14 protein-coding genes and 1 tRNA gene are annotated in these 15,227 nt (G+C 42.4%); 9 read left to right on the top strand and 6 right to left on the bottom strand.

Features of this window, described 5'->3' with window-relative positions; genetic code table 11:
• Positions 1-122: 122 nt before the first annotated feature.
• The 3 genes from trxB to bshB1 are packed head-to-tail and all read left to right on the top strand — an operon-like array spanning position 123 to position 2,849.
• Entirely contained in the window at positions 123-1,067 is a 945-nt protein-coding gene (trxB, locus tag PBT90_RS08880; protein WP_264810045.1) for a thioredoxin-disulfide reductase, read from the top strand.
• A gap of 9 nt (positions 1,068-1,076) precedes the next feature.
• A complete protein-coding gene (locus PBT90_RS08875) occupies positions 1,077-2,120 on the top strand; it encodes a M23 family metallopeptidase (protein ID WP_264810044.1) in 1,044 nt (347 codons plus the stop codon).
• Between the two features lie 9 nt (positions 2,121-2,129).
• A complete protein-coding gene (gene bshB1 / locus PBT90_RS08870; protein WP_264810043.1) occupies positions 2,130-2,849 on the top strand; it encodes a bacillithiol biosynthesis deacetylase BshB1 in 720 nt (239 codons plus the stop codon).
• Between the two features lies 1 nt (position 2,850).
• On the opposite strand, the gene pdxH is transcribed toward bshB1, so the two are convergent.
• On the bottom strand, positions 2,851-3,483 hold the full coding sequence (pdxH, locus tag PBT90_RS08865) for a pyridoxamine 5'-phosphate oxidase (protein ID WP_264810042.1): 633 nt from the start codon (positions 3,481-3,483) through the stop codon (positions 2,851-2,853).
• Between the two features lie 102 nt (positions 3,484-3,585).
• Here pdxH and PBT90_RS08860 point away from each other — a divergent pair, with 102 nt between their 5' ends.
• From PBT90_RS08860 to PBT90_RS08840, 5 genes are all read left to right on the top strand, one after another.
• A complete protein-coding gene (locus PBT90_RS08860; RefSeq protein WP_264810040.1) occupies positions 3,586-4,155 on the top strand; it encodes a YqgE/AlgH family protein in 570 nt (189 codons plus the stop codon).
• A gap of 49 nt (positions 4,156-4,204) precedes the next feature.
• Positions 4,205-6,232 (top strand): DUF349 domain-containing protein, encoded by a 2,028-nt coding sequence (locus tag PBT90_RS08855; protein ID WP_264810038.1) that lies wholly within the window; start codon positions 4,205-4,207, stop codon positions 6,230-6,232.
• Between the two features lie 99 nt (positions 6,233-6,331).
• Positions 6,332-6,404 (top strand) — tRNA-Thr (locus tag PBT90_RS08850).
• A 122-nt stretch (positions 6,405-6,526) separates the two neighbouring features.
• Positions 6,527-6,769, top strand: coding sequence for an ISAon1 family transposase N-terminal region protein (locus PBT90_RS08845; protein ID WP_264810037.1), 243 nt, complete (start codon positions 6,527-6,529; stop codon positions 6,767-6,769).
• A 147-nt stretch (positions 6,770-6,916) separates the two neighbouring features.
• Positions 6,917-7,291: a hypothetical protein gene (locus tag PBT90_RS08840; RefSeq protein ID WP_264810036.1), complete on the top strand. Its 375-nt coding sequence runs from the start codon at positions 6,917-6,919 to the stop codon at positions 7,289-7,291.
• A 109-nt stretch (positions 7,292-7,400) separates the two neighbouring features.
• On the opposite strand, the gene PBT90_RS08835 is transcribed toward PBT90_RS08840, so the two are convergent.
• From PBT90_RS08835 to PBT90_RS08820, 4 genes are all read right to left on the bottom strand, one after another.
• On the bottom strand, positions 7,401-7,844 hold the full coding sequence (locus PBT90_RS08835; protein WP_264810035.1) for a c-type cytochrome: 444 nt from the start codon (positions 7,842-7,844) through the stop codon (positions 7,401-7,403).
• Positions 7,845-7,982: 138 nt separating this feature from the next.
• Complete coding sequence (locus PBT90_RS08830; RefSeq protein ID WP_264810034.1) at positions 7,983-9,095, bottom strand: Gfo/Idh/MocA family protein; 1,113 nt, start codon at positions 9,093-9,095, stop codon at positions 7,983-7,985.
• Positions 9,096-9,152: 57 nt separating this feature from the next.
• On the bottom strand, positions 9,153-10,013 hold the full coding sequence (locus PBT90_RS08825; protein ID WP_270132799.1) for a sugar phosphate isomerase/epimerase family protein: 861 nt from the start codon (positions 10,011-10,013) through the stop codon (positions 9,153-9,155).
• A gap of 2 nt (positions 10,014-10,015) precedes the next feature.
• On the bottom strand, positions 10,016-13,525 hold the full coding sequence (locus PBT90_RS08820; RefSeq protein WP_270132795.1) for a PVC-type heme-binding CxxCH protein: 3,510 nt from the start codon (positions 13,523-13,525) through the stop codon (positions 10,016-10,018).
• A 141-nt stretch (positions 13,526-13,666) separates the two neighbouring features.
• On the opposite strand from PBT90_RS08820, the gene PBT90_RS08815 reads away from it, so the two are divergent.
• Positions 13,667-14,542, top strand: coding sequence for an AraC family transcriptional regulator (locus PBT90_RS08815; RefSeq protein ID WP_264810031.1), 876 nt, complete (start codon positions 13,667-13,669; stop codon positions 14,540-14,542).
• A 1-nt stretch (position 14,543) separates the two neighbouring features.
• Here the strand turns inward: PBT90_RS08815 and PBT90_RS08810 are convergent, their stop codons facing one another.
• Positions 14,544-15,224 (bottom strand): LytR/AlgR family response regulator transcription factor, encoded by a 681-nt coding sequence (locus PBT90_RS08810; protein ID WP_264810030.1) that lies wholly within the window; start codon positions 15,222-15,224, stop codon positions 14,544-14,546.
• Positions 15,225-15,227 lie beyond the last annotated feature (3 nt).

Raw genomic sequence — 15,227 nt, 5'->3', positions numbered from 1 at the left:
ATTTGGATAAAATAGCAAACCCGGATTCCTTAGGCTCCTAAGCTTAGGGAATTTTAACAACATGCAACTTTGTTACTAAAGCAGAAATCATAAAATTTGCCAGATTTAATTAATCATTATTAATGAAACCAGAAATCGAAAAAGTAAAGGTCTTAATTATAGGTTCAGGACCAGCAGGTTATACTGCAGCTATTTATGCTTCAAGAGCTGGCTTGTCACCAGTTTTATATACAGGAGGTCAGCCTGGCGGTCAGCTGACGATTACAAATGATGTAGAAAACTATCCTGGATACCCGGATGGTGTGATGGGGCCAGAGATGATGGAAGATTTCCGCAAACAGGCTGAGCGATTTGGTACCCAGGTCAGATATGGTTTGGCAACTTCAGTGGACTTCAGCACTACACCCCGTACAGTGGTAATAGATGAGCAAGTGACTATACATGCTGACACTGTGATTATTTCTACCGGTGCTTCGGCAAAATGGCTAGGTTTAGCCAGTGAAACTAGACTAAATGGCAAAGGAGTTTCTGCCTGCGCGGTTTGCGATGGATTCTTTTTTAGAGGTCAGGAAGTAGCCATAGTAGGAGCAGGGGATACAGCTTGTGAAGAAGCATCATACCTCTCCAATATCTGTAGCAAGGTCTACATGCTGGTACGAAGAGAAGAAATGAGAGCCTCTCAAATCATGCAAAAGCGTGTATTGAATAATCCAAAAATTGAGGTGCTTTGGAGTACTGAAACTGACGAAATACTAGGGGATGAAGAAGTAAATGGGGTGAGAATTTATAACAACAAAACCGGAGAAAAATCAGAAATCGCAATTTCTGGCTTCTTTGTTGCTATTGGACATCAGCCAAACACCGGTATCTTCCAAGATTACATTCACATGGACGATGCGGGTTATATCAAAACCATTCCAGGAAGTACCAAAACGAACGTTGAGGGTGTTTTTGCCTGTGGCGATGCCCAAGATAATATCTACAGACAAGCCGTCACAGCTGCAGGTACTGGCTGTATGGCTGCTCTGGATGCTGAGCGTTATTTGGCTGAGTGTGAGAATGACTAAAATCCGTAAATGAGGAATCTGATTCTAATAATTGTCTTTAGTTTAAACTTGAGCATTGGCGTATTGAATGCCAATGCTCAAATTTTTCCTAAGATAATTAAGAAAAATACTACTACTCAATCCACCACTACTAATCAGGACCGGAGGAATATTGAGCTGAGAGGTTTCGATCAGGATTCCTACTTGCAGACGCTTACTAGCAGAACTGACTCCATTATTTTTGATAATAATGTGAACCTGGGCAGAGTGCGGTCTATCATCAGTGAAGATCAGGACATCATGATCTGGGCACCTACCAATCAGCTGATCAAAGTGTCTGAGCAAATCCAGATCGATAGTATTTGGGTGACTGCCTATGAATATTATTCATCCTGGGATTCTAACAAAATAGACATTTATAACTTTGACCCAAAGACCTTTTCTGATACGGTGAATATTAGACTGTATGACGAATTTTTTGGGTATGACTGGAAGATGCCTTTAGAAACTACCCCTGTGACATCTGGATATGGATACAGATGGAGAAGGTGGCACTATGGTACAGACCTGGACTTACAGACGGGTGATCCTGTTTATAGTGGTTTTGACGGAATAGTGCGAGTGAAAAGTTTTGATCGCTATGGCTATGGTTATTACATAGTCATTCGGCATAAAAATGGACTTGAGACCTTATACGGACACCTTTCCAAACAATTAGTAGATGTGGGCGATGAAGTAAGAGCGGGGGATTTAATAGCTAAAGGAGGAAATACGGGAAGGAGCACAGGTTCTCATTTACATTATGAATTGAGATATAGAGGTCTGGCTTTTGATGCTGAAAAAGTATACGACTTCCCAGCTTACAAAATTCTAGGACCTACCTTTTCCATTACGCCGGATTTATTTGGCCACATAGTCAAAGCCAGGACAAGCGCATATCACCGCGTAAGAAAAGGAGAAAACCTAGGATCTATTGCCAGGAAATACGGAGTTTCTGTCAGTACTTTGACTAGGTTGAATGGAATCTCCACCAGATCCATCTTAAGAATAGGCCAAAACCTGAGAGTTAGGTAAAAGAATAAAATGAACAAATTAGATATTTTAGTATTTGCTGCGCATCCTGATGATGCAGAGTTAGGCTGTTCCGGAACCATTGCCGCACATGTAGCTAAAGGACATAAAGTGGGTATAGTGGATTTTACCCAAGGTGAAATGGGAACCCGAGGTACACCTGAGATTAGGCTCCAGGAAGCTCAAAAAGCAGGAGAAATTCTCCAGTTGTCAGCAAGAGAAAATCTAGGGTTTAAGGATATATTTTTTAAAAACGACCAAGAACATCAACTTGAGCTGATCAAGATGATCAGGAAATACAGACCTGAAGTCGTCCTAGCCAATGCAGTACAGGACAGGCACCCTGATCATGGTAAGGGTGGTAGTTTAGCTACCGATGCTTGTTTTATGAGCGGATTGCGAATGATCGAAACCGAGCTAGACGGTAAAGCTCAAGAAGCTTGGAGACCGAAGTTTGTTTACCACTACATTCAGAACAACTACATCGAGCCTGATTTTGTGATGGATATTACGCCTTTTTGGCAAACCAAAATCGATAGTATCATGGCTTACAAGTCGCAGTTTTACGATCCTAGCAGCAAAGAACCGAAGAGCTTTATTTCTGATCCTGATTTTCTACCATTTATCGAATCCAGAGCTCGAGAATTTGGACACAAAATATTGTGTACTTATGCAGAAGGGTTTACCGTGGAGCGAATGATCGGTACAGACGACCTGTTTGACCTCAAATAATTCAGGGAGCCAGAATAGAAATTTCCCAATTTTCTCCTTTAAGCTCGTACTTGACACGGTCGTGAAGTCTGCTCGGCCGGCCTTGCCAAAACTCAATTGAATGGGGTAAAAGCCTGTAGCCACCCCAATGTCTGGGTCGTTGCATAGGTTCATCCAAGAATTTTCGCTCTACTTCTATTTGCCTTAGACTTAATTCTTCCTTGGATGAAAGTACCCTGCTCTGTGGAGAAACCCAGGCACCTATCTGCGAGCCAAAAGGCCGGGAGAAGAAATATTTATCTGATTCTTCAGGACTCACTTTTTCTATTTTGCCCTTGATGCGGACCTGTCGTTCTAGTTCCGGCCAAAAAAACGTAATGGCGCCTGCATTGGATTGTTGGATTTCCTGGCCCTTTTCACTCTCATAATTGGTGAAAAACACAAAACCATGATCCAATTCTTTCAAAAGCACAATTCTGGCATTTGGGTTTCCGTCCAGTCCTAGGGTAGAAATGCACATGGCATTCACTTCCAATACTTGGGCTGCTACTGCCTCTTCAAACCAGGCCCTAAACTGATCAAGTGGATCAGTGTTTACATCACTGATATTTAGTGATTTAAGAGTGTAGTCTTTACGTATAGCTGAAATATCCATTGTGCCCGTGTCAAATTATTTTTCTTTGGGATAAAAATACCATTGGCATTGCATTTAAAAAATTATGATCTATATTTTTCAATCAATTAGAAATAAGCATGGATGAATAAAAACAAACTAAAAATTCCTAAAGCGGGCGACTTACTGATTTCTGAGCCTTTTTTACAAGATGAAAATTTTGTCAGGTCTGTTGTTCTACTCTGTGAACACTCAGAGGAAGGTAGTTTTGGTTTGGTGATTAACAAACCCTCCATTCTGAAACTCAATGAGCTCGTTCAAGCCCTGGATTTTCTGGAAAAGGAAGTCTTCGTAGGGGGGCCAGTAGAGCAAAATACACTTCACTTTATATATACAGGTGAGCAGGTTCTGGACGGTAGTGTTTCCCTGGGCGACCATATTTGGTGGGGAGGAGATTATGAATCCTTAGTGGATAAGCTCAAGTTGGGGCTGCTAGATCCTGATTCTGTGCGGTTTTTCCTAGGGTATTCTGGCTGGGGGACTGATCAGCTGAAAGAGGAACTTGACGATGAAACCTGGATAATCTGCCGAGAAAATCTAAACGAGCAGACGCTGAAATTGACTCCTGAGGAGCTCTGGAAAAGTTTACTTAAAAACATGGGGGGAGAGTTTAAAGTAATCGCAAATTATCCTTTGGACCCGAGATTAAATTAGGCAAAATCCCTACTTTTGTCCATATTGCCTTGAAATAGTACCGTTTTTTATGACTGAGAAAAGTAATGATTTATCCGACAAGGATAAGGTGACTCCAACTTCCCAATCAGCGGAAGAAAAGAGTATCGAAAAGAAAGAGAATGTAAACACCGAAAGCTCTGATTCTAAAGAGGAAGAGGTGGAAACTCCTGCATCAAAAAGCGCTGAACCCGAAGGGGATAACGCTGAATCGGCTCAAAAGGATGAAGCCACAGCTACCAACGATGAGGAGGTCCAAACTGAAGCTGAAACTGAAAAATCTGCTGCTCAGGAAGAAGACATTCACGATGATTCTTCCGATGAAGAGGAGGAGGATGAGGAGCATGAAGAAGAAATAGATCTTTCAGTCATGAGTAAAGTTGAGCTGCTCAGCCTACTGAAGAGTAAGGTAAAGGCTGATAAGCCTCAACGGGTAGATAAGCTTATTCATGATATCAAAGCAGCCTTTGATGAGTTTACCAATAAAGAAAAGGATGAAGCTTTAGAAAAATTTAAAGCTGAAGGTGGGGTAGAGGACGATTTTGACTTCCGTCCAAGTGAAGAAGAAAAGGAATTCAATGTTCACTATTACGAATTCAAAAAGCAGCTCAATACGCTGCGAAAAGAAGCTGAACAGCAAAAAGAGTCCAATCTCCAAGCTAAAACAGACTTGCTTAATAAACTGCGGGAACTAGTAGATGGTGAAGAGACTACGCTTAGCATGTCGGCTATCAAATCCATACAGGAAGAATGGAAAAGTATAGGCGCCGTACCTTCCTCCCAGAACAGAAGTCTTTGGGCTAGTTATAACGCCCTGATGGATAGGTTCTACGATAACCGTAGTATCTATTTTGAGCTAAAAGAGCTAGACAGAAAGAAGAATCTGGAGAGCAAATTAGAGTTAGTTGAAAAAGCAGAAGCCTTGAAGGAGGTAAAGGATCTGAAAGCGGCGATTAAAATGCTCAACGAACTGCACGAGGAGTTCAAACACATCGGTCCAGTACCTAGAGACGAGCAGGAAGCATTGTGGCAAAAGTTCAAAGCTGCTTCTGATGCAGTATATGATCGTAGAAAAGACTTCTATGAAGGTCAAAAAGAAGTTTATAAGGAGAACCAAGAAAAGAAAGAAGCCTTAATCGCCTCTTTGAGTGAGTTTGTAGAATTTAAAGCGAGCCGCATCAGAGACTGGAATAACAAAACCAAAGAGATTCTAGAGATTCAGAAGGCTTGGGAAAAAATAGGTCCGGTACCTCGGGAGTCAGGAAAAGAAATCAATAAATCTTTTTGGGCGGCTTTCAAGCAGTTTTTCCACAATAAAAACTTATTCTTCAAAGAGCTGGACGAAATCAGAGCTACTAATCAGACTAAAGCTGAGGAATTGATTGCCAAAGCTGAAGAACTGAAAAATAACACGGATTGGCAAAATACTGCCAACGCCTTGGTTAAACTACAGCAAGATTGGAAAAAACTTGGTCCTACACCTGAGAAGAGCAGGGATGCACTGTACCGGCAGTTTAAAGGAGCCTGTGATTTCTTCTTTGAGAATAGAAGGAATGCCAACAAGCAGTCTAATGCAGAATTTGAAGAGAACCTGGTGAAGAAGCAGGAGCTTTGTAAGAAAATAACTGAAGCAGCGTCAAAAGATGAGGTCAAAGAGGAGGAACTGACTGCTATGGTAGCGGAATTCAACGAGATTGGATTTGTGCCTAGGAAAGCCATGAAAGAGATTCAAGCGACTTTCAAAGAAGCCGTGGATGTGTACCTAGAGAAATTGGATCCACAGGGTGAAGGTAGAGAGGATTTCTTGTTCCGTTTGAACCTGAATAGAATCCAATCTGATCCTAATGCTGTGAAGACGCTAAATAAGAAGGAGCACGGGATCAGAAAGCAGATCACGGAATTGGAAAACAATATTACACTGTGGAAAAACAATCTGGAGTTTTTCGCTTCGTCGCGTACAGCCGATAAATTGAAAGATCAGTTTGATGTGAAGATTCAAAAGGCAGAAGAGGAAATCCAAAAACTAAAGAGCAAACTATCAATTCTGAGAGAGTTTTAAATTTTTCTCTCTCAGAATAAGGAAGATAGGATTTTTCTTTTCTGAGTGTTTGGAGTGAATAAAGTGAACCTCTATATTTGCATCACCAATACGGAATAAGCCTCCTTAGCTCAGCTGGTAGAGCAACTGACTTGTAATCAGTAGGTCATTGGTTCGATCCCGATAGGAGGCTCAAAAAGAGAAACAGAAATGTTTCTCTTTTTGCGTTTTGGGGTATTTTTTTCTTGGATCAGGGATCAGTCCTAAAAGTGAATCAGTCTTAATAGTTGGGGGAATTGATCGAATCTATCTTCTTTGCTGAAAAAAGAATTGGAAGAAAAAGACTACCTCAGATTACTTTTGCCTCAGGGCCTGCTTGAATTTTTCAAGGTTACTTCAGCGTCGCTCAAAGACTATGCTTACCAAATTTATCTGGAAGAGCTCAATATTCATCCCGAGCATCTTCAGGGTTCGAGACTTACCTCAAAGGGTTTTTATGATGAGGTAAGCATTGAAGATTTTCCGTTGCGCAGTAAAGCGTGTTTTCTGAACATTTAAAAAAGAAAGTGGTTCAAGGATTAAAAAGGTATAGATTCCCTGATTGGGTGCAAGAGTCGTAGGGTATTGCCTGGCTTTTTATAAGTTCTATCATATTGTGTCATCTCAAAACAATAATTATATTTAAGCGTACCAAACCCAAAATAAATGACATCAACCAAATTAATTTTAGCCGGTATCTTTTGCTTGCTTTCTGTAATGCTAGTCCAGGCCTCTTCACAACCTTCTGAAGCGTACTTTGAAGGTAAGTGGAATGTTCTAGTGACAGGAACCCCCAATGGTGACGCTACCATTCCTGTAAGGTTCGAAACCAAGGATGGGAAAACCTCAGGTTATTTTATGGAAGAAGGCGTCGCAGAAGAGAAAAAAATGAGTTCTGTGACCATCAATGGAGATGTGATCAACACTGCCTTTACGATCAGTGGCTATGATGTCACCCTTTCCCTTAAAAAAGTAGACGAAGATACGGTCAAAGGCGACTTAATGGGGATGTTCGATGCAGAAGGTACCCGAGTGAAATAAATCATTACCCAATCTATCTATAAAATAAAAAAAGTTGGCTGAACGTTCAGCCAACTTTTTTAGTCTTGTAACCCAATCTATTTTACTATTACTTGTTTTCTAAGGCCTGTTAAAGGCTCAAGATATATCTTACCATATCTTTTGCGTCTTCTTCGCTTAATGATGGGTGTGGAGCCATAGCTGCCTCTCCCCATACACCAGCACCACCGTTAATTACTTTTCCGGCAAGCTTGGTCACATTTTCATCCGTGTTTTCGTATTCAGCAGCGATGTCCAAAAATGATGGACCAATAACTTTTCGTTCCATAAGATGGCAGGACATACAATCTGAACTTTCCATTTTTGCCTTTCCTGGAAGGGCATTACTCTCCGCGCTTGCTACTGCTTCAGTACTTTCTTCTACAGGTTCTGGTTCAGGTGCAGGGGTCTGTACATCGGCAGGTTTAGTTGCCATTACGACTTCTTCACTGGAAGAATTTCCGCCACCGCCACATGAAAATAGCGCCACAGCCAATACTACGGTTGCTAACTTTGATAGGTTTGTAATTTTCATTCTATTCTGGTATTAATATCTAAACGGTAAATTTCATCAAAACTCGGTATCGTTTAGAAGATTAATCATGATTTTTCACATTATTTTGGATAAATGGGGATAGCAAAATGTACTACCCCCATTTTATTATAGCTGATTTTATTCTAGTGTGAATTCAGGCAACGGAATAATTTTTCCTCCGGCCATTGCAGATTCATGTGCCAAAATTCCAACGCAAGTAATGTTTGCTGACTGTTTGGCATCTGGGTAAGGTGCACGCTCCTCATGCAGTGCATTCAGAAATTCATTCACCAAATGCGGGTGAGATCCACCATGACCTGCTCCTTGGATGAAGGAAAGGTGCTGATTGTCATCTCCGTCATATACACCGGCAGTGGTGAATGGCGCGATTTCCTCAGGTAGCAAATGTGCATAATCCGGGATTTTCACTCGCTCTGGAGTCTCTCCGGTATGGATCACTGAATCTTCATGCTCAATCAGTGTCCATTCAAAGGACTTTTCAGATCCATAGACATCAAAACTCTCCCGGTACTGTCTTGCAGTATTGAAAAGAGATCTGGTCACCTCTGCTGCCAAATCAGAGTCTTTAAACTTGATGTGACAGGTTTCTATTGCAAATGGAGATCCATATTTCGGGATTAGTTTCTCATCAATTGTACCAGAGCCCAGGCAAGAAACATATTCTGCCTGTGCCTTTGGCAAAGCCAATACCGGCCCCACACAGTGTGTAGCGTAATGCATAGGAGGGAGGCCTTCCCAATAGCCTGGCCATCCGGCCATTTCCTGCTGATGCGAAGCACGCAAAAACTGGATTTTGCCCAGTTCCCCTTTTTCATACATCTCTTTCACGAAAAGGAATTCACGGCTATAGATCACCGTTTCCATCATCATATAAGTCAAACCTGTACGCTGTACTTCCTCTACGATTTTCTTACAATCCTCTACTGAAGTAGCCATAGGAACCGTACAGGCTACATGCTTTCCAGCTCTCAAAGCTTTCAGAGATTGCTCGGCGTGGTTTTGAATAGGAGTATTGATATGGACGGCATCGATTTCCGGATCTTTAAGTAGTTCATCGTAGTCGGTGTATACTTTTTCGATTCCAAATGCTTTCCCGATTTCCTCAGCTTTTTCTTTATTTCGCTGGCAGATCGCATACATATTCGCCAGCTTGTGCTTTTGATAAATCGGAATAAATTCAGCTCCAAATCCTAACCCAATGATGGCTATATTGATCGGTTTCTTACTCATGTTTTTAATATAAAGGGTTTAAAAAGGTTATTCTAGTTTGTTGTTTCTTAAGCTGGACTACTCAGCAGCCCACTTTTTCAGGAACTGTAATCCTTCCTTGGCAAATCCATCCTGAGATGGCACCAAGGGTTTCCAAATACATACAGCTCCAGCCAATTCTTTCACCTCAGGAGTGAAGCTTTCAATGGATATTACACCTTTGTAATTGATAGCCTCTAACCCGCGCTTGTAGGCATCCCACCGAGTTTGCCCGGTACCTGGAGTACCCCGGTAATTTTCTGAAACCTGCAAATGAATCAACTTGTCACCTGCTCGGCGAATGGCTGCTTCTACGTCAGGTTCCTCAATATTCATATGAAAACCGTCTAAGATTACCTTGGCTTCTGGCTCATTGATATCTGCGATCAGCTGCATGAGTTCTTCACAGGTATTGATTAGATCTGTTTCAAATCTGTTCAGGGTTTCCAATGCAATATCCAAACCTGATTTTCTCGCATTTTGGCAGACAATCCTCAGGTTACTTACTGCACGATCCCATTCCACCTTCTTTTGCTCTGCTGAGATCAAGCGGGCTTTGCCTACAGCAGAGTACATAGGGCCTGCCACAAACTTTGTCCCAAGCCCTGCCGCGATCTCGAAACAGGAATCCAGGTAGTCAAAGCTGGTTTTATGGAAACTTGGATCCTCATTGGTCAGGTCTCTGCTCGTGCCAAAGGCCCCACAGATAACGGCCTCTAGGCCATTATCTGTGAGTGCTTGCTTAACTTCATTTATGTTGATTAAAGCGGGATCTTCCACAGGAATTTCCACCACATCGTATCCAAATTCTTTGATCTTTGGAAGCAAGGATAGCGCTTCTTTTGAAAATGGGGATGTCCAAAGCCAAGTGCTTACCCCGAATTTTACCTCTAACGCCATACTTATATCACTTTCATTATTCCCTTCATAGACTTCCAGTGATTTGGAAGGGTGCAAACGAAAGGATAATCTCCTTTCTCAGAAGGAACAGTCATAATAATTGAATCTTCTGTATTTGGGAACACCAAACCAGTAGCAGCCAAAACCTCAGGGATTTCTGGGACAAAGCCCCTGTCCATCCCCGTCAGATCCTGAGCCATTTGTACAGAAGCATCAGTGATTTTCTCCAAAGATCCAACTGTACCTACGATCAGGTTATGCTGCACGTAGTCTGGATTTTTGAAATCCAAGATCAACTTGCTGCCAGCGTTTACCGCAAAGGTAGACTTGTCAAATCTCATTTCATGGGGTACAGCAGTCAGGGTAACTTTCCCGTCTTTTGCCATTTCTACTTCCTCGATAGCAGCTACAGCCCCAGCATCACCTGAAGAAGGTTTTTTCAAATCCAAACTTGAATCATTGCCTATACGGCCAGAAAATCTCCAGTTGCCTTCGTAGTCACCTACTTTGTTTCCTGAATCAAATTGTCCTACACGAACATTATTTGGTGATAGAGGAACAGTAAATAAACCTTTGGTTTTACCGCTGGCTACTTCACTGTCATTGATCTTCAGGCTCATATTGCCGCCTTCTTTTAGCGTGGCATTGATCGCAAATTTTTCATTTGGAAGATTTCTGCGCGAACTGATGATTTTCACATCTCCATCTTGTGCCACTGCAAAGTGTAATGCATCCTTATACACATACAAGCTATATCCGTTAGTGCCATTTCCTTGGGCCACGATCACCCCATCTAAGGCATCTCTGCCTGGCGTAATTTCCATATCTATGGTGATTTCCTTACCACTAGGATCAGGTGGGAATAAGAGTGCATTTCTTGGACTTAAGGAGTATAACTCAGACACCAAGCTCTTGGCCACTCTATCAGCAATTGCCATTTCCACTCCTTCGGCAGGAGCTTCAGGTACTGCTCTTCCTTCGAATGCGGATGGGTGAGTCAGGGCAGCTGCAAATATTGCCTGAGGCATGTATTCATCTGCTGCATTATCCGCATTTTCAGAGATTGCCAATAGCTTCTGAGAAACCTCATCAGATGTTGGCATTTCAGATACTGCCAAGGTCGCAAATTTCCTCACTTGAAGACTTGGATCCTCCAGCAGATTAGCTGCCATGATAGCGTCTAAGGCTTCTTGGTTTTTAGGAATTACTCTCGCTGCATTTTTTCTAACAGCAGCTGAAGGGTGGGAGAGTGCTTTTTCTACCACATCCTGAGCCTGGGCATTGTTTCCTTCGAGCTCGCCAAGTCCTTTCAAAGTCCAAAGGGCATTGATTGCTGGACCGTTGATTCCTGCTCCGTCTACTTCTTGAGAATTGATCAATTCATAAAGCCCGGCTAAGGTTTCCTTATTCTTGCTTTCTACGATCAATCGCTGCGCAGTAAGTCTCCAGAATAGGTTGTCACTTTTCATGGCATCTAGCAATTCACTCGCACTGGCATCCGTTAAGTCAAAAGTCTCTGAAGCCTCACCACCTTTATACGATAGTCGGTAGATTCTACCATGCTGGCTATCACGTAGGGGATTGATGTAAGCATTTCCTTCTCCGTTTTCAAAACCTCTAGGAGTAGGGTTGTGCTGGATAATAAAGTTGTACCAATCAGCAACCCATAGTGCACCATCAGGTCCAACTTCAGCATGTACTGGACTGAACCACTCGTCTGAACTAGCCAAAATATTGAAGGCGTTTTTCTCTCTGTAGCCGGATCCTTCTTCGATTAGTTGAGCATTATGAAGCACACGTCCAGTCGGCTCAGCCACAAAAGCCATTTTGTTCCAATATTCCTCTGGGAAGCTTCTCGCAGTATATACATTGTGTCCCGCAGCAGCGGTGTAACTTCCATGCCAGTCCACCTGTCTTAGGAAAGGAGTGAGGTGAGGCATGTCAAAGTGAGAGTCTATCCCGGTAGCAGTATTTGGAGTGCCTTTATAAACAGTTCGCTTTAGGTATTTATTGTCCATAGCTAGGTAAACAGAGTGCTGACCATTTGCTGTGGAAATGAAGGTTTCGAAATCTTCAGAGAATCCCAGTCCCCAAGTGTTATTACTGGTACGACCAAGGAATTCCATGTTTTCTCCTGCCGGATCAAATCTGTAAACACCCTGGCTGAAGTTGTGTTGCTGGCCACTCACGGTACCGTTGAATCCAGAGTAGCCTAAAACTCCCCATATTTTATTGTCAAATCCATATCTTAAATTGGACGGGCCGGCATGGGTATCATAGGTACCCCATCCTGTGATCACGGTTTCGCGCACATCTGCTACGTCATCTCCATCAGTGTCTTTGAAGAACACAAAATCAGGAGCCATAGATACCATCACACCGCCATTCACGGCTACTATAGAGGTAGGAATATTTAAGCCTTCGGCAAAAACAGTTGATTTATCCGCTTTACCATCTCCATCGGTATCTTCCAGGATTTTAATCACATCATCTCCGCTTTCTTTGCGGACTTCGTTGGGATAATCCACGGTCTCTAGCACAAATAATCTTCCCTTCTCATCCCAGGTGAACGCGATGGGATTAATAATCATAGGTTCAGAAGCGAATAGCTCCAATTCAAAACCTACGGGTACTTGTACCAGCTTCATTGACTCCTCAGGCGACAGTGGTAATTGATACCTTGGAGCTGGGTCCCTCTGCTCATAATTAGGAATATCTGCATCCTCAAACTGTGGCTGAGGAATATCATAAGCAATCAGCTGCTTGTTGACCTCATTTCCAACGGCCCAAAGTATACCATTAGCGATCAACTGCTGGAACTCATCTTTTTCCCAGGTTTTTTCATTATGACCATAAGCGGTATAGAATACCCGGCCTTTTCCTTCATCTCTTACCCAGGTGTAAGGCTCTCTGTGGTCACCTTCTACACGCTCCATCAATACCTGCATGTCTGGATTTACCTGTGAATGAACGTAGGTTTCATCCCATGTCTCGAATTCAGAAATCCCCTGCATAGCCGGATGATCCGCATCTACGATCTCAGCAGTGAAATCTCCTGTCTCATGTGTACTGAACTGACCACCTACGGCTTCTACAAACCAAGGTGAATTTCTAAAGCAAAAAGATGCACTATGAATAGGGATCAAAGCCTTACCACTCTGAATGTAATCCTTCAGTGCTGATTCTTGCTCTGGACTGATCTCATCATGATTGGCATAAATCATCAATCCGTCATAGTTATTTAATTTGGTTGAATTCAGGTCATTTACATCAGTAGTATAAGTGAGGTTGATACCCCGCTGAAACAAAGGAGTCTGCAGGTACATCATCAGTTTTTCTGAATTGTGATGCTCACTTTCATGACCTAGTACTAATATCTCAACTCGCCGTGGTTCGGTCGAGGAGAGGAAGTTCTTGCTCTTGTTGCCATTACAGGCTACGAGCATAGAAACGACCATCAAGAGCAAGAAAAAGCCTGCCCTTTGGGTTATTTGTTGGGTTTTAGAAAACATATAATGGGTTATAATTTTTGATCAATTAAAAGTCTAAATAATATTCTAGCTATTCTCCCTGTTTCAGCTTGAAAAATGACTGAATTATGATTAATTACGAGCAATATTGAGTTAAAGAATAAACTAAATCAGATAGAAATCATGAAGAAACCGCTTCAGAAATCCAAAATTCCGGAAAATAAGGTGTTCGTTATCAAGGAATTAAGGGAGCAGTATTTGGACAAATACTGGCATTCTCATGAAGAATATCAATTAAACGTAGTATTGAAAGGCAGAGGCACCCGGTACATAGGGGATCACATGAAACCTTTCAAAGAAGGTGATATGGTACTCACCGGGCCCAACCTTCCCCATGTTTGGCGGAGTGACAATATCTATTTTGATGTGGAAAACGGCCTTGAAACCCATGATATCGTAATTTACTTCCCCGAAAACTTTCTCGGCGAAAACGCCTTTATGAAAGAAGAGTATGAGGATATTGAAAAATTACTGTCCCGGGCTAACAGGGGCCTCGAGATCACTGGGCCTACCAATCGCCAAGTGACCAAGATGATGAAAGAGCTATTGGACAAACGAGGAACTTCCAGGATAGTAGGACTACTTCAGATTCTGGATCTCCTGGCTCACTCCTCAGATCTTTCGCCTATTACTCAACTCGGTTATAAAAATAACTACGCCGCAAATGAGAAAGATAAAATATCAGAGATTCTAGAATATGTCCTGAAAAACTTCAAGGATAAAATCACCCTGCAGGATGTAGCCGCCATGGCCAGCATGTCGGAAAGTGCCTTTAGTAGGTATTTTAAATCCAGAGTCAATAAATCCTTCTCAGATTTCTTAGGGGATGTCCGTATCAGCAATGCGCGTAAACTTCTGCATGATGAAGACTTGAACGTCAGTCAGGTTTGCTTTGAAAGTGGTTTTCCTACGCTCTCTAATTTCAATAAGCAGTTTAAAGACAGAACTGGAAAGACTCCCTTGGCCTATAAAAAGGAATACATGGACACATTTGAATAGTTCAGCGCTTTTCGAAGAAGCCTGCCACCTGGTCCATAAAGGAAAGACTCACGGGGAAATTTTGGTTTTCTGCGATCAGCTGATGCCTTTCTACCTTATCCACCAAAGCAGCATTGACTATATAGGAGCGATGGGTCCGGATAAAAGAGGAGGGTAGGGACTTTTCTATTTCTGCCAAGGTGACCCTACTGAGCACTTTTTCATTTCTCAGGTGAAAAGTCACATAGTTTCCTGTAGCCTCGCAGCAGAGTAGCTCGGAGAATTTGATCTTCTGCTGGCCTTCGGAAGTTTTCAGGTACATGAATAGAGATTCATTTCCTGGACGCAACTCGGACCATTCCTGGGCTTTTTGGCAAGCTTTCAGAAACCTACCCAAGTTGAAAGGTTTGAGTAGGTAATCGATAGCGTCCAGTTCAAACCCTTTCACCGCATAGTCAGAGTAGGCAGTGGTAAAGATTACCATAGTCTCACCCGGCACCAGGCCAGCAAAGTCAATTCCCGAAATATCCGGCATATTGATATCCAGAAAAATCAGATCTATCGCATGACACTTGAGGTACTCCAAAGCGTCAATAGCATCTGTAAAAACTTGTTCTAATTCCAAAAAGGGAACTTTGGAAGCGTGGGACTTGATCACTTCCAAGGCCATATTTTCATCGTCTATTGCGATTGCTTTCAGCATAGG

It is taken from the genome of Algoriphagus sp. TR-M9, from assembly GCF_027594545.1.
In the GTDB taxonomy this organism is placed as follows: Bacteria; Bacteroidota; Bacteroidia; order Cytophagales; family Cyclobacteriaceae; genus Algoriphagus; species Algoriphagus halophytocola.
Note: the sequence above shows the minus strand (reverse complement) of the source record. Positions and strands in the feature narration are given on the sequence as shown.

What these genes read in the sequence shown, in the direction of transcription:
- bshB1 (WP_264810043.1), top strand. Translation starts at nt 2,130, where the DNA reads ATGAACAAATTAGATATTTTAGTATTTGCTGCGCATCCTGATGATGCA.
- PBT90_RS08860 (WP_264810040.1), top strand. Translation starts at nt 3,586, where the DNA reads ATGAATAAAAACAAACTAAAAATTCCTAAAGCGGGCGACTTACTGATT.
- PBT90_RS08835 (WP_264810035.1), bottom strand. Translation starts at nt 7,844, where the DNA reads ATGAAAATTACAAACCTATCAAAGTTAGCAACCGTAGTATTGGCTGTG.
- PBT90_RS08830 (WP_264810034.1), bottom strand. Translation starts at nt 9,095, where the DNA reads ATGAGTAAGAAACCGATCAATATAGCCATCATTGGGTTAGGATTTGGA.
- PBT90_RS08840 (WP_264810036.1), top strand. Translation starts at nt 6,917, where the DNA reads ATGACATCAACCAAATTAATTTTAGCCGGTATCTTTTGCTTGCTTTCT.
- pdxH (WP_264810042.1), bottom strand. Translation starts at nt 3,483, where the DNA reads ATGGATATTTCAGCTATACGTAAAGACTACACTCTTAAATCACTAAAT.
- PBT90_RS08815 (WP_264810031.1), top strand. Translation starts at nt 13,667, where the DNA reads ATGAAGAAACCGCTTCAGAAATCCAAAATTCCGGAAAATAAGGTGTTC.
- PBT90_RS08820 (WP_270132795.1), bottom strand. Translation starts at nt 13,525, where the DNA reads ATGTTTTCTAAAACCCAACAAATAACCCAAAGGGCAGGCTTTTTCTTG.
- PBT90_RS08810 (WP_264810030.1), bottom strand. Translation starts at nt 15,224, where the DNA reads ATGCTGAAAGCAATCGCAATAGACGATGAAAATATGGCCTTGGAAGTG.
- trxB (WP_264810045.1), top strand. Translation starts at nt 123, where the DNA reads ATGAAACCAGAAATCGAAAAAGTAAAGGTCTTAATTATAGGTTCAGGA.
- PBT90_RS08855 (WP_264810038.1), top strand. Translation starts at nt 4,205, where the DNA reads ATGACTGAGAAAAGTAATGATTTATCCGACAAGGATAAGGTGACTCCA.
- PBT90_RS08875 (WP_264810044.1), top strand. Translation starts at nt 1,077, where the DNA reads ATGAGGAATCTGATTCTAATAATTGTCTTTAGTTTAAACTTGAGCATT.
- PBT90_RS08825 (WP_270132799.1), bottom strand. Translation starts at nt 10,013, where the DNA reads ATGGCGTTAGAGGTAAAATTCGGGGTAAGCACTTGGCTTTGGACATCC.